Below are 22,684 nucleotides of genomic sequence, written 5' to 3' on the forward strand. Positions count from 1 at the left end.
GTGGGTTCGCCTCGCGGGCGAACCCACCGCGTGCCGTGCGCTTCCGCGAGCCGCTACCGGCCCGCGAACTTCTTGCTGACCGCGTCGTAGATGCCCTTGGCCTCGTCACCCAGGCGCGGACCCGCCAGCCAGCCGGCGGTCACCGGGCCGATCGAGGTGTTCGACACGAGGGCGGGCTTGCCGTCCTTGCCCGCGGCGACCCAGCCGCCGCCGGACGAACCGCCGGTCATGGTGCAGCCGATGCGGTACATCGTCGGATCGGGCTCGCTGATCGAAAGCCGCCCCGGCTTGTCCGCGCACTGGAACTGCTTCTGGCCGTCGAACGGCGGCGCCGCCGGGTAGCCAGTCGCCGTCATGTCCTTGATGTCCGGCACGGCCGGAGCGTTGAAGTCCACCGGCAGCGCGCTGCCGACCGTCTCCTCCAGGGACTTGCCCTCGCTGCCCTTCTCCGGCGTCACATGGATCACCGCGAAGTCGTACGGAGCGCCCTTGCCGCCGGTCGGACCACCCTGCTCGATCCACTGGTCCGAGGTCTGCGCCCAGTCGCCCCACCACACGCCGTACGGAGCGACTTCTTCCTTCGGCGCGCCCTGGAGGTCCGCGGTGGCCTTGCCCGCGTTGTTGTACGAGGGAACGAAGGCGATGTTCCGGTACCAGCCGCCCTTGGCGCCCGCGTGGACGCAGTGGCCCGCGGTCCACACCATGTTCGACTTGCCGGGGTTCTTCGGGTCCTTCACGACCGTGGCCGAGCAGACCATCGAGCCCTCGGGGCCGTCGAAGAACAGCTTCCCGGCCGCGGGGACCTGGTCGTGGTACGGCGCCTTCACGGACGCCGCTTCGACCGGCTTCGGGGTCGGGTCCGTCACGCCCTGGTCACCGGAGATGTCGTTGTCGTCGACGCCCCGGTCCGGGTTCTTGTCGGCGTCCCGCATGCGGTCCGGGTCCCACAGGCCCTCGATGATCGGGTTGACGAAGTCGCCCGCCTCGCGCAGCCAGTCGTCCTTGTCCCAGTTCCGCCAGGCGCCGTCCTTCCACTTGTCGATGTCGATGCCGTGCTCCTTGAGCCGGTCCTTGAGATCGCCGGGAAGCTGGATCTTGCCGTCACCGTCGCCGTCGCCGCCCGGCTGGGACGCGGACGAGTCGTCCTTGTCGTCGCCGGGACCACAGGCCGTCGCCGTCAGGACGAGTGCCGCGCCGAGCACGACAGCGGCTGCCGCGGGGGAGGTCTTGCCGCGCGCGCTCCTCCCACGACGAGCGGTGAAGAGCGGACGTATGGGTCGCATGGTGAGAATCCCCCTGGGCTTCGAATATGTTCCAAATGCCGGACATCGTGGCGTCGTACGCCATTACGTACGGGTTCCGTACGCCTGTCGCGGCAGCGCCGGTCATCACTGGACACCGTGGTGCTCAGGGGTTCTGAACGCCTTGGTGCTGATGAACGGCACCCCACACTATGCCGGTGCCGTTGGGGACGGCCGACGGAACAGCAACGGTTCCGTCACGGCAAGGATCTTCGGTCGACCCGTGATCCCCCGCACTCGCCGTCGTTGGTACGTACGGGGGACACGCCACACGCGTTCAGCCCCCGCGTCAACTCGCCCGCCGCACCCGGCCGGATGCGACGGGCACCTGCCCAGTCCCAGCGGGAGGACGAAAAGCCGTGGCCGTGACCGAGCCTGTCCCCGCGGTGGTGTCCGCGGCGCACGAAGGGATCCTGCGCCGTCAATCGGCGCGCGAGTCCGCCGCGCGCACCTATGCGCGCGCCCTGCCGATCGTGCCCGTCCGCGCGAGAGGGATGACGATCGAGGGCGCCGACGGGCAGCGCTATCTGGACTGCCTCTCCGGTGCGGGCACCCTCGCCCTCGGGCACAACCACCCCGTCGTCCTGGAAGCCATCCGCGCCGTGCTCGACTCCGGCGCGCCCTTGCACGTCCTCGACCTGGCCACACCGGTCAAGGACGCCTTCACCACCGAGCTGTTCCGCACTCTCCCGCGCGGCTTCGCCGAGCGCGCCCGCGTCCAGTTCTGCGGCCCCGCGGGCACGGACGCGGTGGAGGCGGCGCTGAAACTGGTGCGTGCCGCCACCGGACGCGAAGGCCTGCTCGCCTTCACCGGCGCGTATCACGGCATGACGGCGGGGGCGCTCGAAGCATCCGGCGGCGCGCGGGACGTACGAGTGGCGCGCCTGCCCTATCCGCAGGACTACCGCTGCCCCTTCGGCATCGGCGGTCCCCGCGGCGCCGAACTCGCGGCCCGCTGGACCGAGAGCGTCCTGGATGACTCCAAGTCCGGCGTCCCCGCTCCGGCAGGGATGATCGTCGAACCCGTACAGGGGGAGGGCGGCGTACTCCCTGCCCCCGACGCCTGGATGCGCCGGATGCGCGACATCACGGCGGCACGGGGCATTCCACTCATCGCGGACGAAGTGCAGACCGGCGTCGGGAGGACCGGCGCCTTCTGGGCCGTCGAACACAGCGGCATCACACCCGACGTCCTCGTCCTCTCCAAAGCCATCGGCGGCAGCCTGCCCCTCGCCGTCGTCGTCTACCGCGACGACCTCGACGTCTGGCCGCCCGGCGCCCACGCGGGCACCTTCCGCGGCAACCAGCTCGCCATGGCCGCGGGCGCGGCGACCCTGGCCCACGTCCGCGAGAACCGCCTCGCCGAGCGCGCCGCGGACGTCGGCACCCGCATGCTCGCCGGGCTGCGCTCCCTGGCCCACGAGCACTCCTGCGTCGGCGACGTGCGCGGCCGCGGGCTCATGCTCGGCATGGAACTGGTCGACCCGAGCGGCCGCCAACCCGCCCTGAGCGACAGCGAATTCGGCCGTGCCAGGAGCGCCTCCCGATACGACGGCCCGCCTTCCGCCGGGACGGACGGGCGCACCGGAACCGCCCCCGAATCCGCCGCGCACAGCCACCACCCCGGCTCCACGCGCACCGTCCCCGCCGCCCGCCAGGGGAATGCCCGCGCCGAAGGGCCCGACTCCGCAGGCGCCCACCCTTATCCCTCTCGATGCGACTCGCCCGCGTCGGGGGAACACGCCGACCCTCATCAGCGTCCGAGCGACACCGCGCACGACCTTCCGGAATCCCGTCCTCACCCACCGGCCCCCGAACTCGCCGCCGCCGTGCAGCGCGAGTGCCTGCGCCGCGGACTCATCGTCGAACTCGGCGGCCGCCACTCCAGCGTCGTACGCCTCCTGCCGCCCCTCACCATCACCGACGAACAGGCGACCGCCGTCCTCGATCGCCTCGCCGACGCGCTCGACACGGCGACACGCGCCCAGCGCAGATAGCCACCGCCTCCCTCGCCCCACTGTCCGCCGCCTCCCTTCTCCGTTGATCACGACGGAGCCGGACTGCTCCGCCGGCAGCCGACCGCACCCCGTGTCCCGCCCCTCGTCCCAGCCCAGCCCCTGCCCGTCGCCACACGGAGCCCGACACCACGCAAGGAAGCCCCTTGAACGCCACCCCCGCACCCGACGGCCGTCCCCAACCGCACCCCTCAGGCGCCTGCGGCACGCAATCCCCGCTGGCTGCGGAGTCCGGCACGGTCCCCCAGCAGAAGGGCAGGACCCACGAGGCCAAGCGCCTGCCGCACAGCACGGCCGACCTCCTCGACCACCCCGACCCGCAGGTCGCCGCCCAGGCCGCTGCCGTCGAGAACCTGCTGCGTTGCTGGGTGCGGGAGAACGCCATCCCCGCGCCCGACCACGGCTCCCTGCGCATCCCCCTCCGAGCCAGCGCCACCGCCCTGCTGGTCCCCGTCGACTACTGGTCCCCGACCGGCTGGCACCGCTTCGGCCTCCCTTATCTGGAGGACGGCCCCGACTCCGCACCTCCGGTCGACGCGGTCACGGTCGCCGCCCTGCTGAGCCGCGAGAACGCTGCCGCGGAGGGAGGCGGCGCACCCGCGCCCGAGACCTCCGGTGCCTCCCGCGCTGGGCAGACCGCCCCCTTGCCTGGGCAGGAACAGGCCGACAGCAAGCCGGAGTTGGGCGAGCCGACTACGCCGGGCCCGGCGTCATCGGCTCCTCAGCCGCCTGAGACTCATGCGGCTGAGGCTAAGAAGGCGGAGGCAAGGGCGTCCGAGGTCGCGGCACCTGAGACCAAGGAGGCTGAGGCAGCCTCGTCCGAGGCCGAGGCGCCTGAGACCAAGGCGACCGACCAGGCCGCGCCGGAGGCCAGGGCATCCGAGGCCGCCACGCTGAACCCGGGCGCCACGGGCCAGCCGCCCAGCTCTCAGATGCCCACCCGGCAGCCCCCGACAGGCCTTCCGGCACCGGACGCGACCGGAGCAGGTGAGGCCGGAGCCCTCCCTGGGACGGCCCCAGCCGGGGGCGGGCCCGCGATGCCCGACGCGTCGAGGACCTCCACGCCCGCACCCCAGGACTCCGCGGAGGGCGCCGACCTCGTCGCCCGCGTCGCCGACTCCGTCCGCCGCACCGCCGACTTCCTCGCCGACCGCAGGGACAACCTGGACGACACCCCTGATCTCTTCCTCGCCGCCGAACAATCCCTCCTTCTCGGTCACCCCCTGCATCCGACCCCGAAGAGCCGCGAGGGCCTGTCCCGCACCGAATCCCGGCTCTACTCACCTGAGCTGCGCGGCTCCTTCCCCCTGCACTGGCTCGCGGTCGACCACTCCGCCCTGGCCATGGCCTCGGCGTGGACCGAGAGAGGCCGCACCGTCCCGGCCGAGCAGCTCACCACCCGCCTGGCCGGGCCCGGGCTGACCCCGCCCGACGGCCACGCCCTGCTCCCCGTGCACCCGTGGCAGATGCGGGAACTCAAGCACCGCCCCGAAGCCGCCGACCTCCTGGCCGCCGGGCTCCTCAAGGACTGCGGCCCGCACGGCACGCCCTGGTCACCCACCTCCTCCGTGCGCACCCTCTACCGCTCCGGCGCCCCGGCCATGCTGAAGCTGTCGCTGGGCCTGCGCATCACCAACTCCCGTCGCGAGAACCTCCACAAGGAACTCCACCGCGGCGTCGAGGTCCACCGCCTGCTGCGCAGCGGCCTCGGCGAACAGTGGCAGGCCGCCCACCCCGGCTTCGACGTGATCCGCGACCCCGCCTGGCTCGCCGTCACCGGGGCCGACAGAAACCCCGTCGCCGGACTCGACGTCATGATCCGGCACAACCCCTTCGGCCCCACCGACGACGCCACCTGCGTCGCAGGCCTCGTCTCGCCCCGGCCGACGGGCCGGGGCGAAGACCAGGACCGTCCGCCGATGCGCTCCCGGCTCGCCGAGATCATCACTCGTCTCGCCGGGCGCACCGGCCGACCGCGCGGAGCCGTCGCCGCCGAGTGGTTCCTGCGGTACCTCGAAAGCGTCGTCCGCCCCGTGCTGTGGCTGGACAGCGAGGCAGGGGTCGCCCTGGAAGCCCACCAGCAGAACACGGTGCTGCTGCTCGACCCCGACGGCTGGCCCAAGGGTGGGCGCTACCGGGACAACCAGGGCTACTACTTCCGTGAGTCCCACCGCCCCGAGCTGGAGAAGCGACTTCCCGGGATCGGGCAGCACAGCGACACCTTCGTCTCCGACGAGGTGACCGACGAACGCTTCGCCTACTACCTCGGCATCAACAACGTCCTCGGTCTGATCGGAGCCCTCGGGTCCCAACGTCTGGCCGATGAACGGCTGTTGCTGGCCGCATTCCGCCGCTTCCTCACCGATGTGGCCTCAGGACCCGGGCGACTGCGCTCGCCCCTGCCCGCCCGGCTGCTCGATTCACCCGCGCTGCGCTGCAAGGCCAACCTGCTGACCCGGCTGCACGGCCTCGACGAGCTGGTCGGGCCCGTCGACACCCAATCCGTCTACGTCACCATCGCCAACCCCCTCCACATGTGACCCTCCACTCCGCCCACAGCCCTGCCCCATGCCCGTCATGATCCACCCCTGAGGACCACACCCGGCCCCCACTGAACCCGCCCGCCCCCCTGCCGAGAGGAGCGACGTCGTGCCTCCCACCGACGCGAGCACCGACGCCGGAACCGAGCCCGCCACCGCGGGCGCGACGGACTTCGAAGAGACTTTCGACCTGCGGCAGCCCGACGAACTCGGCGCGCCGAATCCCCAGAGCGGCGGGCGACCGGCCCGCGCGGCCGCCGACCCCCGTGGCGACGCGCACCCGACGGCAGGCGGGGCGGGCACCCCGGCACCGGAGGACCTCCTCGACCACATCGCGGCCTGGGGCCCGGCGGCCACCGACGCCGGCGCCTTCCACCTCGTCCCCGTGCGCCCCGAACACGACCTGACGCTCATCAGCCGGTGGATGAACGACCCAGCCGTCGCCGCGTTCTGGGAGCTCGCCGGACCCCCCTCCGTCACAGACGCCCACCTGCGGGCCCAGTGCGGCGGAGACGGACGCAGCGTCCCGTGCCTAGGTGTCCTCGCAGGCACCCCCATGAGCTATTGGGAGATCTACCGTGCCGATCTCGATCCGCTGGCACGCCATTACCCAGCCCGCCCCCACGACACCGGAATTCACCTCCTGATCGGCGGAGCCGCCGACCGTGGTCGAGGACTCGGCAGCACCTTGCTCAGAGCCGTCGCCGATCTCGTACTCGACCACCGCCCCTCCTGCGCACGTGTCGTAGCTGAACCGGACCTGCGCAACACCCCCTCCATCTCTGCCTTTCTCGGTGCAGGCTTCCGCTTCGCCGACGAGGTCGACCTCCCCGACAAGCGGGCCGCGCTCATGATCCGTGACCGAGCCCTGCGCGACCTGCTCTGACCCGCTCAGCCCGACCTGCTCACTTCTCATACACCGCCCGACCCGATCCGGTTCCCTCCCAGAGGAGTCCCCGTGCCGAATCCCTCAGGACCCCACAAACCCCAGGACCCCGCCGCGCTCTACGACCCGCCCGAGCTGACACACGACCGCTGGGAGCAAGCGGGCCGACGCCTGCTCGCCAAGATCATCAGCGAGTTCGCGTACGAGGAGATCATCCAGCCCGTCCCCGCGGACGAGGGCTCGGAGGCGTACCGCCTCCCCCTCGACGAACCCCTCACGGGCGAGCAGCCCCGTCCCCTCCTCACCTTCCGCGCCCGGCGCGGTGCATACGGCAGCTGGCGCGTGGACCCGGCCAGCCTGGCCCTCGCCGAAGGCACCGACCGGCCCCAGGCGCTGACCGACCCGCTGCGGTTCCTGACCGCCGCGCGCCGCACCCTCGGCCTGGACGGCGCCACGCTCGGCCACCTCATCCGCGAACTGACCGTCACCCTCAGCGCCGACACCCGGCTCGACCACGGGGCGCTGAGCGCGGCCCAGCTGGCCGACCTCGGATACGCGGAACTCGAAGGGCACCAGACCGGCCACCCCTGGCTCGTCCTCAACAAGGGCCGCATCGGTTTCTCCGCGACCGACGCACGGCACTGGGCACCCGAGGCCTGCACCAGCACGACGATCCCCTGGATCGCGGTCCACACCAGCCTCGCCCGCTACCGCGGCGTGACCGGCCTGGCCACCTCCGACAAGCTCTACGCCCGCGAACTCGCCCCCGGCACGCAGGAGTCCTACGCCGCCCTGCTCCGCGCGCGTGGGCTCGATCCGGAGGAGTACCTCTATCTTCCGGTGCACCCGTGGCAGTGGGACGACGTCGTGCTGCCCCTCTTCGCGCCGTCCGTCGCTTCCGGGAAGGTCGTCCCGCTGCCGACCGACGGCGACCTGCGCCTGCCCCAACAGTCCATCCGCACATTCCTGAACACCACGCGCCCCGACCGGCACACCATCAAGCTGCCGTTGTCGGTCCTCAACACCCTCGTCTGGCGCGGCCTGCCCACGGAGCGCACTCTCGCCGCCCCGGCCGTCACCTCCTGGGTGCACGCCTTGCGCGATGCCGACACGTTCCTGCGCGACGAGTGCCGCGTCATCCTCCTCGGAGAAGTCGCCTCCGTAGCCGTCGAGCACCCCGTATACGACTCGTTGCCGGAAGTTCCCTATCAGTACAAGGAACTGCTGGGTGCCATCTGGCGCGAGCCCCTCACGCGCTACCTCGCGCCGGGGGAGCGCGCCCGCACCCTCGCCTGTCTGCTGCACACCGACCCACAGGGGCGCGCCCTCGTCGCCGAATTCGTCGACCGCTCCGGCCTGACGCCGACCGTCTGGCTGAGCCATCTGTTCACGGCGCTCCTGCCGCCCCTGCTGCAGTTCCTCTACCGGTACGGCACGGTGTTCTCGCCCCACGGTGAGAACACCATCGTCGTTTTCGACGACAGTGACGTTCCCGTACGGCTCGCGGTGAAGGACTTCGTAGACGACGTGAACGTCAGCGCCAAGCGCGTGCCGGAGCACGACTCCATGCCGTCTGCCGTGCGCGACATCTTGCTGACCGAGCCTCCCGCCTTCCTCACCCAGTTCCTTCACGCCGGGCTCTTCGTCGGCGTCTTCCGCTATCTGGCTCCGCTGTGCGAGGAACAACTGGGCGTCACCGAGTCCGACTTCTGGGCTCTCGTCCGTGCCGAGATCCTGCGCCACCAGGCCCGCGCTCCCGAGCTCAAGGAGCGCTACGAGATGTTCGACCTGCTCACTCCCCGTATCGACCGGCTGTGCCTGAACCGCAACCGGCTCCACCTCGACGGCTACCGCGACCGCTCCGAGCGCCCGCACGCCGCCGTTCACGGGACCGTGCCGAACCCGCTCCATCAGCCTTGAGGACGGCGTTGTCAGTGGGGCACCGTAGGGTGGTCGGGCTATGACGAAGCCCTCACTCCCCGAGCTCCTGCACGCCGCCGTCGCCGCCGTCGGAGGCACGGAGCGCCCTGGCCAGGTGACCATGGCCGAGACCGTCGCCGAGGCGATCGACGACGGTTCCCACGTGCTGGTCCAGGCCGGCACAGGCACCGGCAAGTCCCTCGGCTATCTGGTGCCCGCGCTGGCCCACGGGGAGCGGGTCGTCGTCGCGACGGCCACCCTGGCGCTGCAGCGCCAGCTCGTGGAGCGGGACCTGCCGCGGACGGTGGACGCCCTGCATCCGCTGCTGCGCCGCCGCCCCCAGTTCGCCATGCTCAAGGGCCGGTCGAACTATCTGTGCCTGCACCGCCTCCACGAAGGCGTGCCGCAGGAGGAGGAAGAGGGGCTCTTCGACCAGTTCGAGGCGGCGGCCCCCACCAGCAAGCTCGGCCGGGACCTGCTGCGCCTGCGGGACTGGGCGGACGAGACCGAGAGCGGCGACCGCGACGACCTCACCCCCGGGGTCTCCGACCGGGCCTGGGCCCAGGTGTCCGTCTCCTCCCGGGAGTGCCTGGGCGCCTCCCGCTGCGCGTACGGCCAGGAGTGCTTCGCCGAGGCGGCCCGCGAGCGCGCCAAGCTCGCCGAGGTCGTGGTCACCAACCACGCGCTCCTCGCCATCGACGCGATCGAGGGCGCCCCGGTCCTCCCGCAGCACGAAGTGCTGATCGTGGACGAGGCCCACGAGCTGGTCTCCCGGGTGACCGGCGTCGCCACGGGTGAGCTCACTCCGGGGCAGGTCAACCGCGCGGTGCGCCGCGCGGCGAAGCTGGTCGACGAGAAGGTCGCGGACCAGCTCCAGACGGCCGCCGAGGGCTTCGAGCGGCTGATGGAGCTGGCACTGCCCGGCCGCCTGGAGGAGATCCCGGAGGACCTCGCCTACGCGCTGATGGCCTTGCGGGACGCCGCCCGGACGGTCATCACCGCGCTCGGCACCACCCGCGACAAGTCGGTCCAGGACGAGGACGCCGTCCGCAAGCAGGCCCTGGCCTCCGTGGAGACCATTCACGACGTGGCCGAGCGCATCACGACCGGCTCCGAGTACGACGTCGTCTGGTACGAGCGCCACGACCGCTTCGGCGCCTCCCTGCGCGTGGCGCCCATGTCGGTGTCGGGCCTCCTCCGGGAGAAGCTCTTCACCGACCGCTCGGTGATCCTCACCTCCGCCACGCTCAAGCTCGGCGGCGATTTCAACGGGGTGGGGGCGTCCCTGGGCCTGGCCCCCGAGGGCACGCGCGCCGACGACACCCCGGTGTGGAAGGGCGTGGACGTCGGCTCGCCCTTCGAGTACCGCAAGCAGGGCATCCTGTACGTCGCCCAGCACCTGGCCCGCCCTGGACGCGACGGCACGCGCGAGGACATGCTGGACGAGCTCGCCGAGCTGATCGAGGCCGCGGGCGGGCGCACGCTCGGCCTGTTCTCCTCGATGCGCGCGGCGCAGTCGGCGGCCGAGGAGCTGCGCGGACGCCTCGACATGCCGATCCTGCTCCAGGGGGAGGAGACCCTCGGCGAGTTGATCAAGAACTTCGCGGCCGACGAGCAGACCTGCCTCTTCGGCACGCTCTCGCTGTGGCAGGGCGTCGACGTGCCGGGCACCAGCTGTCAGCTGGTGGTCATGGACAAGATCCCGTTCCCGCGCCCGGACGATCCGCTGATGAGCGCCCGCCAGAAGGCCGTGGACGAGGCGGGCGGCAATGGCTTCATGGCGGTCGCGGCGACGCACGCCGCCCTGCTGATGGCGCAGGGCGCCGGCCGTCTCGTACGGGCGTCGGGGGACCGCGGTGTGGTCGCGATCCTGGACCCGCGCCTGGCCACGGCCCGGTACGGCAGCTATCTGAGGGCGTCGCTTCCCGACTTCTGGTACACCACGGACCGGAATCAGGCGCGCCGCTCACTGGCGGCGATCGACGCGGTGGCCAAGGAGAAGGGCGCTGCGGCCGAGGAGAAGAGCGAGTAGACGGGGGAGGGGCGCGTCCGGCGGGCGCCGGCGCCACCGCGTAGGGCCGGTGCCACCGCGTAGGCGGGCGGCCGCGCTACCGGGTGGCCGTCCCCGAAGGTAGCCGTCACCAGACGTGCGGCGTCGCTGCGCGGGCGGCACTACCCCGGACGGCGTTACCGCGCGGGCGGCGTCACAGGGCCGTCCGACGCCCTCACGTCACGGAGACCAGCCCCGGGCGCCATCCGGATGCCCACGACGCTCTCCCTGGCTGCCCTGCCCTGCCCTCCCCGGGCGGCGCCTAGGCGCACTCTGACCCCCTTCGAAGAGCCAGCGCGCAGCCCTGAGCGTCAGGGCACAGAGCGGGGCCCCGGAACCGGCGCAGTGGGTTCCGGGGCCCGGTCGGGGGCACGGGGCTCACACCCGGCGCAGGACCGCCACCACCTTGCCGAGGATCGTCGCCTCGTCGCCGGGGATCGGCTGGTACGCAGCGTTGTGGGGCAGCAGCCAGACGTGGCCGTCCTCGCGCTTGAAGCGCTTGACGGTGGCTTCGCCGTCGAGCATGGCGGCGACGATGTCGCCGTTCTCCGCGACCGGCTGGCGACGGACCGTCACCCAGTCGCCGTCGCAGATCGCGGCCTCGATCATGGAGTCGCCGACGACTTTCAGGACGAACAGCTCACCGTCGCCGACGAGCTGCCGGGGGAGGGGGAACACGTCCTCGACGGACTCCTCGGCGAGGATCGGACCACCCGCGGCGATGCGGCCGACGAGGGGGACGTACGAGGCGGCGGGCTTGCCCGTCGTGTCGGTGGCCTGGGTGCTGGGCTGGTCCGAGCCGCGGACCTCGTACGCGCGCGGGCGGTGCGGGTCACGGCGCAGGAACCCCTTGCGCTCCAGAGCCATCAGCTGGTGCGCCACCGAGGAAGTGCTGGAGAGGCCGACCGCCTGCCCGATCTCCCGCATCGACGGCGGGTAACCACGCCGCTGCACCGAGTCCCTGATGACCTCGATCACCCTGCGCTGGCGATCCGTGAGCCCGGAGCTGTCGGCGCGGATTCCTGGAGGTCGGCCCGGCAGGGAGCGAGTGGGCTTGGGCCCCTCCTGGTTCGTGGCTGCGTCATTCATGGCATGCACCGGCTCGAATCGGCTCCGGGAGCGGTCCTGGGCAGTGATAGTGGCGCTGTCTGCGGTGGTGGTCACGTCGGTCGGCCCCTCTACGAGATGTTCTCCCTAGTTAGCCAACGGTAGTTGCTTTCGAAAGGTTGCGCCAAACACACGTTCGAGTGAAAAATCGCAGATTGCCTGCCGTGATCATGTGTCCAGGTGTATGGCTATCGCGCGGACCGAAAGGCATTTCGGCTCATTACGGTACGCTTCACCGCCGGGGTCGTAACCCTGTCGAGTGAGGCTCTCATAGTGCCATCCGCGGCCTCGTCAACCCCGCACCGACCCCTCTCGGGTGGCGTTGGTGCGGTCGGACCCAGGGCGCGCAAGGGGTGGACGGCGCGGCGCGCGGAGGTGGCCGACGCGACACGCGACGGCGTCGAAATTTCCGGCAAACCCCAGATCTAGTGGTTGGATTGCGACCGCAGCCCAGAAGTTGTGGTCCCTGGTCCATCGGGACCTCCGGCATCGCCTATGCTTGGGGCTGCTTCGAGGGCCTCAAGGGTCCGCAGAGGCTTGTGAGTCGTGCCATGAAGGAGGGTTGGGAGTTCCATGCACTGCCCCTTCTGCAGGCACCCCGACAGCCGCGTAGTCGACAGCCGCACCACGGATGACGGCACGTCGATCCGCAGGCGTCGTCAGTGCCCGGACTGCTCGCGCCGTTTCACGACGGTCGAGACGTGCTCACTGATGGTGGTCAAGCGCAGCGGCGTGACCGAACCCTTCAGCCGTACCAAGGTCATCAATGGCGTCCGCAAGGCATGCCAGGGGCGGCCGGTGACGGAGGACGCGCTGGCTCAGCTGGGCCAGCGGGTCGAGGAAGCGGTGCGGGCCACGGGAAGCGCCGAACTGACCACCCACGACGTGGGCCTCGCCATACTCGGCCCGCTGCAGGAGCTCGACCTCGTCGCCTATCTGCGCTTCGCGTCCGTGTACCGGGCGTTCGATTCGCTCGAGGACTTCGAGGCCGCGATCGTGGAGCTGAGGGACCGGCGCGAGGAGCGGGGTGACCGCGCGCCGGACGGCTCCGGCGCGGAGCGTGCCGCGACCGGCCGCGGGCCCGGAGGGACTGCAGAAGTCCCGCAGCCTGCCACTGCCGCCGACTGACCGTCCTGCCGACGGATCGGCGGCAACCAGACCTGTCACGAGGTGCCCCCGCGGGCGCTCGCGACATCAAGACACACACCGTGCTGCGGGAAGAACGCGGCACTTCAGGGCGTTTTAGCCTGATACAGGGAGGCGGCATGACCGAGACGACGAGCGGCCCCGCACGAGGTTCCCGCGCCAAGGGAGCCAAGGGCGGCAAGGGCCTGCGCATCGAGCGCATCCACACGACCCCCGGCGTGCACCCTTACGACGAGGTGGCCTGGGAGCGTCGTGACGTCGTCATGACCAACTGGCGCGACGGTTCGGTCAACTTCGAGCAGCGCGGCGTCGAGTTCCCCGACTTCTGGTCGGTGAACGCGGTCAACATCGTCACGAGCAAGTACTTCCGGGGCGCGGTCGGCACCCCGCAGCGTGAGGTCAGCCTCAAGCAGCTCATCGACCGCATCGTGAAGACGTACCGGAAGGCCGGCGAGGACCACAAGTACTTCGCCTCCCCCGCGGACGCGGAGATCTTCGAGCACGAGCTGGCGTACGCCCTCCTGCACCAGGTCTTCAGCTTCAACTCGCCGGTGTGGTTCAACGTCGGCACGCCCCAGCCGCAGCAGGTCTCCGCCTGCTTCATCCTCTCGGTCGACGACTCCATGGAGTCGATCCTCGAGTGGTACAAGGAAGAGGGCATGATCTTCAAGGGCGGCTCCGGCGCCGGCCTGAACCTCTCCCGCATCCGTTCCTCCAAGGAACTGCTGTCCTCCGGAGGCAACGCCTCGGGCCCGGTCTCCTTCATGCGGGGCGCCGACGCCTCCGCAGGAACGATCAAGTCGGGCGGCGCCACCCGCCGCGCGGCCAAGATGGTCATCCTCGACGTCGACCACCCCGACATCGAGGGCTTCATCGAGACCAAGGTCAAGGAAGAGGAGAAGATCCGCGCGCTGCGCGACGCGGGCTTCGACATGGACCTGGGCGGCGACGACATCACGTCCGTCCAGTACCAGAACGCCAACAACTCGGTCCGCGTGAACGACGAGTTCATGAAGGCCGTGGAGTCCGGCGGCAAGTTCGGCCTGCGCGCCCGGATGACCGGCGACGTCATCGAGGAGGTCGACGCCAAGTCGCTCTTCCGCAAGATGGCCGAGGCGGCCTGGGCCTGTGCCGACCCGGGCATCCAGTACGACGACACGATCAACGCCTGGCACACCTGCCCGGAGTCCGGCCGCATCAACGGCTCGAACCCGTGCAGCGAGTACATGCACCTGGACAACACGTCCTGCAACCTCGCCTCGCTGAACCTGATGAAGTTCCTCAAGGACGACGGCAAGGGCAACCAGGCCTTCGAGTCCGAGCGCTTCGCCAAGGTCGTCGAGCTGGTCATCACGGCGATGGACATCTCCATCTGCTTCGCCGACTTCCCGACCCAGAAGATCGGCGAGAACACCCGCGCCTTCCGCCAGCTCGGCATCGGCTACGCCAACCTCGGCGCCCTGCTGATGGCCACCGGCCACGCGTACGACTCCGACGGCGGCCGCGCCCTCGCCGGTGCCATCACGTCGCTGATGACCGGCACCTCGTACAAGCGCTCCGCCGAGCTCGCCGCGGTCGTCGGCCCGTACGACGGCTACGCCCGCAACGCCGCGCCGCACCAGCGCGTCATGAAGCAGCACGCCGACGCCAACGCCACGGCCGTCCGCATGGACGACCTGGACACCCCGATCTGGGCCGCCGCCACGGAGGCCTGGCAGGACGTCCAGCGCCTCGGCGAGAAGAACGGTTTCCGTAACTCCCAGGCCTCGGTCATCGCCCCCACCGGCACCATCGGTCTCGCGATGTCCTGCGACACCACCGGCCTCGAGCCCGACCTGGCCCTGGTCAAGTTCAAGAAGCTCGTCGGCGGCGGCTCGATGCAGATCGTCAACGGCACCGTGCCGCAGGCCCTGCGCCGCCTGGGCTACCAGGAGGAGCAGATCGAGGCGGTCGTCGCCCACATCGCCGAGCACGGCAATGTGATCGACGCCCCGGGCCTGAAGACCGAGCACTACGAGGTCTTCGACTGCGCCATGGGCGAGCGCTCCATCTCCGCGATGGGCCACGTCCGCATGATGGCGGCCATCCAGCCGTGGATCTCCGGCGCGCTCTCCAAGACGGTCAACCTGCCGGAGACGGCGACCGTCGAGGACGTCGAAGAGGTCTACTTCGAGGCCTGGAAGATGGGCGTCAAGGCGCTCGCGATCTACCGCGACAACTGCAAGGTCGGCCAGCCCCTCTCCGCCAAGAAGAAGGAAGAGGAGAAGGCCGAAGTCACGGAGAAGACCGAGGCAACGATCCGCGAGGCCGTCGAGAAGGTCGTCGAGTACCGTCCGGTCCGCAAGCGTCTGCCCAAGGGCCGTCCCGGCATCACCACCTCCTTCACGGTGGGCGGCGCCGAGGGTTACATGACCGCGAACTCCTACCCGGACGACGGTCTCGGTGAGGTCTTCCTGAAGATGTCCAAGCAGGGCTCCACCCTCGCGGGCATGATGGACGCCTTCTCCATCGCCGTCTCCGTCGGTCTGCAGTACGGCGTGCCCCTGGAGACGTACGTCTCCAAGTTCACGAACATGCGCTTCGAGCCGGCCGGCATGACCGACGACCCGGACGTGCGGATGGCGCAGTCGATCGTCGACTACATCTTCCGCCGCCTGGCGCTGGACTTCCTGCCCTTCGAGACCCGCTCCGCGCTCGGCATCCACTCCGCCGAGGAGCGTCAGCGTCACCTGGAGACCGGTTCGTACGAGCCGGCCGACGAGGACGTCGACGTGGAGGGCCTGGCCCAGTCCGCTCCGCGCCAGACGGAGACCCTGAAGGCCGTCGCCGCCCCGGTGGCGAAGGCCGAGGTGCCCGCTCCGCAGCAGGCGCACACCAGCGCCGAGCTCGTCGAGATGCAGCTGGGCATCCAGGCGGATGCGCCGCTGTGCTTCTCCTGCGGTACGAAGATGCAGCGCGCCGGCTCGTGCTACATCTGCGAGGGCTGCGGCTCCACCAGTGGCTGCAGCTGACCGCTTGACGCCGTGAGATGAGGGGCGGCGGGCCTTCGGGCCCGCCGCCCCTCATCGCTTTGTCAGCGGACGCCGCCCATGGTGGACGTGAAGGACGCCAGGTCGGTGTCGAAGCCGTGGAGCAGCTCCCGGAAGGTCCAGGGTCCGCCCGGCTGGTCCCGGGCGAACTCGGCGACCACGCAGGCCGTGCTGCCGGCCACTTCGGTGAAGTCGTGCTCCGTGAGGTCCGTGTACCCCTCGCGGATCCGGACCGAGGCATTCACTATGTCGCTGAAGACCCTGCCCTCCGGAGGCTGCTGGATGGCCACGCCGACCACCACGCGCACGTACCTCTCGGCGAGCCGCTCCAGCTCCAGGACCATGACCTCGTCGTAGCCGAAACCCTGGCCGGTCCTGCTGTCCCTGCTGAGCATGATCGTGCCGTCCGGGGAGCGGCTGTCGAAGTGCACGAGGTAGGCGGGGCTGCCGTAGGGGTCCTCGGAGGTGTACGTCGCGGCGACGATGTCCAGGTCGTGGGGCGACGCGCCGAGAGGGCTCGGGTCCCATCTCAGGCCGACCTCGACCTTCTTGAGCCCTTTCCTGATGTTGCTCACCGAACTCCCCCTCACCGTCGGCCGGTTGCCAGTGCTACGGACACGCTAAGGCTTCCCACTGACATCGGCCTCATGGCCCGTGGCTTTGCGTCGCGCGCCCCCGCGGTGATCATTGTCGCGTGACATGGAACGAGAAGGAACTGGATGTCGAGGCCTATCTGGCCAGGATCGCCTACGAAGGGGAGACGAAGCCCGATCTGGCGACGCTGCGCGCGCTGCACCGCGCGCACGTGACGGCCATCCCTTTCGAAAACCTTGAGATCATGCTCGGCCGTCCCGTCCTGCTGGACGTGGCCGCTCTGCAGGACAAGATGGTGCGCCGTCTACGCGGTGGTTACTGCTACGAACAGAACCTGCTGTTCGCCGCGGCACTGGAGCGCATCGGCTTCTCCGTGACGGGACTCGGCGCCCGCGTGAGAGCGGGAGCGCCGTCTGTGCGCCCGGTGACGCACATGCTGCTGAAGGTCGAGGCAGACGGTGAACAGTGGCACTGTGACGTCGGTTTCGGTGGCGAAGGGCTGCTCGAGCCCCTCCTGTTGCACGATGGGGTCGACGAGCGTCAAGGGGAGTGGCGGTTCAGTCTGAAGAGCGAGCCGGACGGCGTGATGGTGTTGCGGACCGAGCACCCTGACGGCTGGTTCGACCTCTACTCATACACGTCGACTCCCTGCCTCCCCGTCGACTACACCGTCATGAACCACTTCATCTCCACCCACCCCAAGTCCCCCTTCGTTCGCCGCCCCATCCTGCAGAAGGCCACCCCTGAGGTGCGCCTTCGACTGGCCGGTACGGAGCTGGTCGTCACGGCACCCGACGGCGAACTGGAGAAACGAGCCGTAACCGGAGGCGAGTTGAGGGACGTGCTCGTGCGCGAGTTCGGTATCGAGCTCAGCGAGGAGGAGCTCCCCGACTTGATTCGGGGGCACTACCCGGGAGCGTGACCCGTGCCACGCGCCGCACCGTACGATGGCGCGGTGCTGGTCAAGTGGATTCGCTGCACCGTCGTGGACCGCCGGGGATTCGAGCGGGCGCAGCGAAAGTGGGCGGGGCTTCTGGGGGAGCCGGGTTTCCGGGGACAGGGCGGAGGATGGAGTCGTGGTCGGCCGAACGTGGCGCACGTCTTCGCGTTCTGGGAAAGCCGGGCCTTCTACGACTCCTTCATGGCGCGCTCGCACGACCGGCTCGCGGCGGCGCAGGTGGGCACCTACAGAGACATCCAGGTCAAGCTGTTCGACCACCGTTTCGACGTGAAGACGGGCTTTGAGCCGCGCTTCACGGACACCGACGTGGTGCGCGTGGCGCACTGCCGCGTCCATGAGGAGCGGGTCGAACACTTCGCGCTGATGCAGGAGAAGGTCTGGAACCCGGCGATGGCCGGCTCGCCGGGCATGGTCCGAGGGCTCTTCGGTGAGGCCCCGGGGCACGAATTCCTGGTCCTGTCGATGTGGCAGTCGGCCGCCGAGCACGGCAAGTACCGTGCGGAGCGTGTGGAACGGCTCTCGCTGCGCGCGCAGACGGAGGCCGATGTCGCGGCGCTCGCGGGCGACGTCGTGGAGCTGGAGCCGTCCTGGACGGTGTGACGCGGCTGGCCGTGAAGGGGAATTCGGGGCCTTTCTGGGGCTGAGGGCAGGTGCTGTCCAAGGCGTGCGAACGCTTCCGCGCGCGTCAGCGGCCACGCGTCAGCGGCTCTCGGCAGTACTGGGCCGGTCGAACGCTCCCGCGCGCGTGGCGGCCACCGCGGCCGCCGCCGACTGATCGGCGAGCGCGGCGTCGATGGGCTCTCGGGTGATGAAAAGCCGCAGCATGAGTGGCGCCGACACGGCTCGGACGAGTGCCGCCGCGTCGGTGTCCGCCGCCGTCTCGCCACGCGTCACCGCGCGCGCGACGACGGCCTCGCAGCGAGTGAACCGCTCGGTGTAGAACGCGCGCAGGGCGTCGGCCGCGCGTGGGGACTGGAAGGCGGCGGCGATGAACGCGGTCGGCGCGGCGGCGTTCGCCGGATCGGCGAACGCGTCCACGACCTCGCGGGCGAGCGCGCGCAGATCGCCTTCCAGAGTGCCGGTGTCCGGCGGCGTCCAGGTGTCCTCGCCCGCCATGTCCAGGGCGTCGGCCACCAGCCCCTCCAGGCCGCCCCAGCGGCGGTACAGCGTCGTCTTGTGGACGCCGGAGTGCTCGGCCACGTACTCGATGGTGAGGCCCGGGTAACCGTGGTCGCTCAGGCCGCTCAGCACCGCGTCGCGCACGGCCGCGCGGGTGCGGGCGGTGCGTCCGCCGGGGCGGCTGGTTCCGGGGGCGGGGCGAGGGTTCGAGGGGTTCGCAGGGTGCGGAGCCGTGAGGTTGGTGGTGTCCATTTCGGTCTGGCCGGGGCGAGGGGCGTCGTCGTCCGCCGAGGCCCGACCCTTGGGCTGCCCTCTGCGTGGTGCCTGGGCGGGGCTGCGCTTCGCCTGCATGGCCGTGCCTGGGTGATCAATCTCGTCGGGCTGCCCGGACATGTTCGTGACACTGGTCTTGCGGCTCTGACCAGCAGGAACGGCTTCGTCTGTCATAGCTCTCCTTCTGCGTGCATCGTGAACCGACATCCAATCACAACGTCTGTTGCATTAGTGGGCTCGTCGTGTCACACTCATCGTAATGCGACAAGCGTTGCGTTTGCCTGTCGGTGGGTGGATGCAGGTTGTACGGAAGCGGGGGTGACCATGCCTACTCAGATCTCAGTGCGCGGCGTAACCAAGTCCAAGGGGGACCGGCTGCTGTTCGACGACGTGTCCTTCACCGTGCGCCCGGGGGAGCGCGTGGGGGTCGTCGGGGAGAACGGCTCGGGCAAGTCCACGCTCTTGCATCTCCTCGCAGGGGGCGCGCAGCCCGACGACGGTGAGGCGGTGACGGTCGCCGAGGGCGGTGCCGGGCTCCTGACGCAGACACCCCAACTGCCCGCCGAGCGCAGCGTCGGCGACGCGATCGATGCCGCCATGGCCGACCTGCGCTCCATGGAGCGGCGTCTGCGCGACCTCGAAGTGGACCTCGAAGCGGCATCCGGCGCGGCGCTGGAGGAGTACGGCGACCTGCTCACCGCCTTCGAACTGCGCGGTGGCTATGAGGCCGACGCGCGCGTCGACAAAGCCATGCACGCACTCGGGCTCGCGCACATCGACCGCGACCGCCGCCTGGGCAGCCTGTCCGGCGGTGAGCAGGCGAGACTCCGCCTGGCCTGCTTGATCGCCGCGGCCCCCGAAGTGATGTTCCTGGACGAGCCCACCAACCACCTCGACGAAAGCGCGCTGGACTGGTTGGAGACCGCCCTGATCGCACACCGGGGCACGGTCGTCGCGGTCTCGCACGACCGCACGTTCCTGGAGCGCGTCGCCACCGCGATCCTCGAAGTGGACGACGCCCGCCGCACGGTCGTGCGCTACGGGGACGGCTATCGAGGTCTGCTCGCCGAGCGTGAGGCAGCCCGGCAGCGCTGGGAGCAGGCCTACGCCGAGTGGTGCGAGGAAGCGCGGCGCCTGGAGGAGTTCACGGCGACCACGGCACACGCCGTGGCCGGAGGCCGCGCCATGAAGGACAACAACAAAATGGCGTACGACCGGGCCGGAGGCCGGGTGCAGGCCTCCGTCGCGGGCCGCGTCCGCAACGCCCAGGAGCGGCTGCGTCGTCTGCGCGAGCACCCGGTGCCCAAGCCGCCGGAGCCGTTGCGGTTCGCCGCGCGGCCCACGGCCGGAGCGGTCGAAGGGCCCCTGGTGACGCTCCGGGACGTGCGGGTCGGAGACCGTCTCCACGTGCCGGAGCTCACGATCTCCGCAGGTGAGCGCCTGCTCGTCCACGGGGGCAATGGTGCCGGGAAGTCCACGCTCCTGCGCACCATGGCGGGTGTGCTCGACCCGGACGAGGGCGTGGTCGTGCGCCGCGGCCGCATCGGCTACCTCGCCCAGGAGATCCCGGTGCGTCACCCCGCCGAGCGAGTGCTCGAAACCTTCGGCAGCGGCCTGCCGCTCACCGAGGAGGAGCAGGCCGAACTGCTGCTCTCCTACGGCCTGTTCCGTCCCCACGACCTCCACGTCCCCGTGGGGTCGCTCTCCGCCGGGCAGCGCCGCAGGCTCGCTCTCGCTCGGCTGCTGGCCCGCCCCGCCGATCTGCTGTTGCTCGACGAACCGGCCAACCATCTGGCGCTCACCCTCGTCGAAGAGCTGGAACAGGCCCTCGACCAGTGGACCGGCGCCCTCGTGGTCGTCTCGCACGACCGACTCCTCCGAAGCCGCTTCACGGGCCGAATACTCCGGATGGAGTCCGGTGGGCTACCCGGCTGACCCATGCCCGGAGCGGCCGATCTAGGGTCGACCCATGGCTCGACCGCGGCGCATCGTCCTCGTCCGGCACGGCGAGTCGGCAGGAAATGCCGACGACACCGTGTACGAGCGCGAGCCCGACCACGCGCTCGCCCTGACCGAGACGGGGTGGCGTCAGGCGGAGGAGACAGGGAAGGGGCTGCGGGATCTCTTCGGTCAGGAGCGGGTCAGCGTGTACCTCTCGCCGTACCGCCGCACCCACGAGACCTTCCGAGCCTTCCACCTAGCACCGGAGCAGGTGCGCGTGCGGGAGGAGCCCCGGCTGAGGGAGCAGGACTGGGGAAACTGGCAGGACCGGGACGACGTCAAGCTCCAGAAGGCCTATCGCGACGCCTACGGACACTTCTTCTACCGCTTCGCCCAGGGCGAGTCGGGCGCCGATGTGTACGACCGGGTCGGTTCCTTCCTGGAGAGCCTCTTCCGCAGCTTCGAGGCCCCCGATCACCCGCCGAACGTCTTGCTCGTGACGCACGGCCTGACCATGCGCCTGTTCTGCATGCGCTGGTTCCACTGGACGGTGGCCGACTTCGAATCGCTGTCCAACCCGGGCAACGGCGAGACACGGACGCTGCTGCTCGGTGGACACGGCAAGTACACACTCGACCGACCGTTCGAGCGCTGGCGTGAGCCGGAGCCGTACGGCATCACCGGATAGAGTGACAAGGCGATGACCGCTGACCTCCCTCCTGACCAGCGCCTGGACCGCGCCCTGGCGAGCCTGCGCGGCCTGGCCGTGGGAGATGCGCTGGGCTCCCAGTTCTTCACGCCCGCGCACTACCCACTGCTCAAGCGGCGCGAGCTGCCGGACGGCCCCTGGCCCTGGACCGACGACACCGAGATGGCGTGCTCCGTGCTGGCCGTCCTCACCGCCCACGGCCGCATCGACCAGGACGCCCTGGCCCGCTCCTTCGCCGAGCACCACCACGTGGACCGGGGGTACGGCCCGGCCGTCAACCGCCTCCTCGACCAGATCCGGGGTGGCGGGGACTGGCGCGAGCTGGCCTCCGCCCTGTTCAAGGGGCAGGGCTCCTGGGGCAACGGCGCGTCCATGCGGATCGCGCCGCTCGGCGCCTGGTACGCCACCGACCCGGAGCAGGCCACGCATCAGGCGGAGATCTCGGCCTATACGACCCACCAGCACCGGGAGGCCGTCGTCGGGGCCATGGCGGTCGCCGCCGCAGCCGCACTGGCGGCCGACCCGGAAGGGCCGCCGACCTCCAAGGCGCTACTCGACGGTGTCATCGCCCTGGTGCCCCGCAGCGCCGTGGGCGCGGGCCTTCGCCGGGCCCGGGACATGCTCGACTACGACGACCCCGGGACGGTCGCCGCCGTCCTCGGATGCGGCCGCCGTACGACGGCCCACGACACGGTGCCCTTCGCGCTGTGGTCGGCGGCCCGTGCGCTGGACGACTACGGGCGGGCGTTCTGGGCCACGGTGGCTGTGGGCGGCGACATGGACACCACCTGCGCCATCGTCGGAGGAGTCGTGGCGGCCGCCGGTGGCACGCCACCGGCGGCGTGGCTGGAGCGGACAGAGGCGCTGCCCGAGTGGGTGCCCACGGAGGCGCGCTGACCTGCTGGGGCGTGCGGACCGAGGTCGGCTGACGTGCTGGGAGGGCTCGGGCCAGTTCTCAGTCCTGAAAGGACCATGGGCGGGCCCCGTCAGGACTGGAAGCGGCCGTAGGCAGGGCCGACGGGTTGCGCGGCTACACCGGCGGAACCGACGGTTCCCGTGGGTGCCAGGCGGTCCGCCGGGCGTCGGGCGGGCC

The 22,684-nt window shown here is 70.6% G+C and carries 16 protein-coding genes; 12 read left to right on the plus strand and 4 right to left on the minus strand.

The genetic code is table 11. The features are described from left to right. Positions 1–53: 53 nt before the first annotated feature. Positions 54–1,283, minus strand: a complete 1,230-nt coding sequence (locus MQV74_RS29945) for a trypsin-like serine peptidase (protein WP_242724566.1) — start codon at positions 1,281–1,283, stop codon at positions 54–56. 377 nt (positions 1,284–1,660) lie between these two features. Here MQV74_RS29945 and MQV74_RS29950 point away from each other — a divergent pair, with 377 nt between their 5' ends. The 5 genes from MQV74_RS29950 (at position 1,661) to MQV74_RS29970 (ending at position 10,694) form a co-directional block, all read left to right on the plus strand. Then, on the plus strand, positions 1,661–3,298 hold the full coding sequence (locus MQV74_RS29950) for a diaminobutyrate--2-oxoglutarate transaminase family protein (RefSeq protein ID WP_242724568.1): 1,638 nt from the start codon (positions 1,661–1,663) through the stop codon (positions 3,296–3,298). Positions 3,299–3,462: 164 nt separating this feature from the next. Beyond that, positions 3,463–5,856, plus strand: coding sequence for an IucA/IucC family protein (locus MQV74_RS29955; RefSeq protein ID WP_374120715.1), 2,394 nt, complete (start codon positions 3,463–3,465; stop codon positions 5,854–5,856). 109 nt (positions 5,857–5,965) lie between these two features. Next, entirely contained in the window at positions 5,966–6,742 is a 777-nt protein-coding gene (locus MQV74_RS29960) for a GNAT family N-acetyltransferase (RefSeq protein ID WP_242724576.1), read from the plus strand. Positions 6,743–6,814: 72 nt separating this feature from the next. Next, positions 6,815–8,662: an IucA/IucC family protein gene (locus tag MQV74_RS29965; protein WP_242724582.1), complete on the plus strand. Its 1,848-nt coding sequence runs from the start codon at positions 6,815–6,817 to the stop codon at positions 8,660–8,662. A gap of 40 nt (positions 8,663–8,702) precedes the next feature. Continuing rightward, complete coding sequence (locus MQV74_RS29970) at positions 8,703–10,694, plus strand: ATP-dependent DNA helicase (protein ID WP_242724584.1); 1,992 nt, start codon at positions 8,703–8,705, stop codon at positions 10,692–10,694. A gap of 396 nt (positions 10,695–11,090) precedes the next feature. Here MQV74_RS29970 and lexA read toward each other — a convergent pair whose 3' ends face one another. Further along, positions 11,091–11,876, minus strand: a complete 786-nt coding sequence (gene lexA / locus MQV74_RS29975; protein ID WP_138962193.1) for a transcriptional repressor LexA — start codon at positions 11,874–11,876, stop codon at positions 11,091–11,093. A gap of 516 nt (positions 11,877–12,392) precedes the next feature. Between lexA and nrdR the strand changes: the two genes are divergently transcribed. Then, complete coding sequence (gene nrdR, locus MQV74_RS29980) at positions 12,393–12,947, plus strand: transcriptional regulator NrdR (RefSeq protein WP_242724587.1); 555 nt, start codon at positions 12,393–12,395, stop codon at positions 12,945–12,947. A 137-nt stretch (positions 12,948–13,084) separates the two neighbouring features. After that, a complete protein-coding gene (locus MQV74_RS29985; protein WP_242724595.1) occupies positions 13,085–15,976 on the plus strand; it encodes a vitamin B12-dependent ribonucleotide reductase in 2,892 nt (963 codons plus the stop codon). A 62-nt stretch (positions 15,977–16,038) separates the two neighbouring features. On the opposite strand, the gene MQV74_RS29990 is transcribed toward MQV74_RS29985, so the two are convergent. Next, positions 16,039–16,569 carry a TerD family protein gene (locus MQV74_RS29990; protein WP_242724597.1) on the minus strand — a complete coding sequence of 177 codons (531 nt, stop codon included), beginning with the start codon at positions 16,567–16,569 and terminating at the stop codon, positions 16,039–16,041. A 119-nt stretch (positions 16,570–16,688) separates the two neighbouring features. Between MQV74_RS29990 and MQV74_RS29995 the strand changes: the two genes are divergently transcribed. Together MQV74_RS29995 and MQV74_RS30000 are read left to right on the plus strand one after the other, a co-directional pair. Continuing rightward, positions 16,689–17,510, plus strand: coding sequence for an arylamine N-acetyltransferase family protein (locus MQV74_RS29995; RefSeq protein ID WP_242724599.1), 822 nt, complete (start codon positions 16,689–16,691; stop codon positions 17,508–17,510). A 33-nt stretch (positions 17,511–17,543) separates the two neighbouring features. Continuing rightward, positions 17,544–18,149: a YdbC family protein gene (locus MQV74_RS30000; RefSeq protein WP_242724601.1), complete on the plus strand. Its 606-nt coding sequence runs from the start codon at positions 17,544–17,546 to the stop codon at positions 18,147–18,149. A gap of 99 nt (positions 18,150–18,248) precedes the next feature. Here the strand turns inward: MQV74_RS30000 and MQV74_RS30005 are convergent, their stop codons facing one another. Beyond that, a complete protein-coding gene (locus tag MQV74_RS30005; protein WP_242729230.1) occupies positions 18,249–18,920 on the minus strand; it encodes a TetR/AcrR family transcriptional regulator in 672 nt (223 codons plus the stop codon). A gap of 345 nt (positions 18,921–19,265) precedes the next feature. Between MQV74_RS30005 and abc-f the strand changes: the two genes are divergently transcribed. The 3 genes from abc-f to MQV74_RS30020 are packed head-to-tail and all read left to right on the plus strand — an operon-like array spanning position 19,266 to position 22,488. After that, positions 19,266–20,876 carry a ribosomal protection-like ABC-F family protein gene (gene abc-f, locus MQV74_RS30010; protein WP_242724608.1) on the plus strand — a complete coding sequence of 537 codons (1,611 nt, stop codon included), beginning with the start codon at positions 19,266–19,268 and terminating at the stop codon, positions 20,874–20,876. A gap of 34 nt (positions 20,877–20,910) precedes the next feature. Continuing rightward, positions 20,911–21,570, plus strand: coding sequence for a histidine phosphatase family protein (locus MQV74_RS30015; RefSeq protein ID WP_242724610.1), 660 nt, complete (start codon positions 20,911–20,913; stop codon positions 21,568–21,570). A gap of 12 nt (positions 21,571–21,582) precedes the next feature. Further along, positions 21,583–22,488, plus strand: coding sequence for an ADP-ribosylglycohydrolase family protein (locus MQV74_RS30020; RefSeq protein ID WP_242724612.1), 906 nt, complete (start codon positions 21,583–21,585; stop codon positions 22,486–22,488). Positions 22,489–22,684 lie beyond the last annotated feature (196 nt).

Origin of the sequence: Streptomyces sp. AN091965 (assembly GCF_022698285.1) — a bacterium.
Classification (GTDB): domain Bacteria; phylum Actinomycetota; class Actinomycetes; order Streptomycetales; family Streptomycetaceae; genus Streptomyces.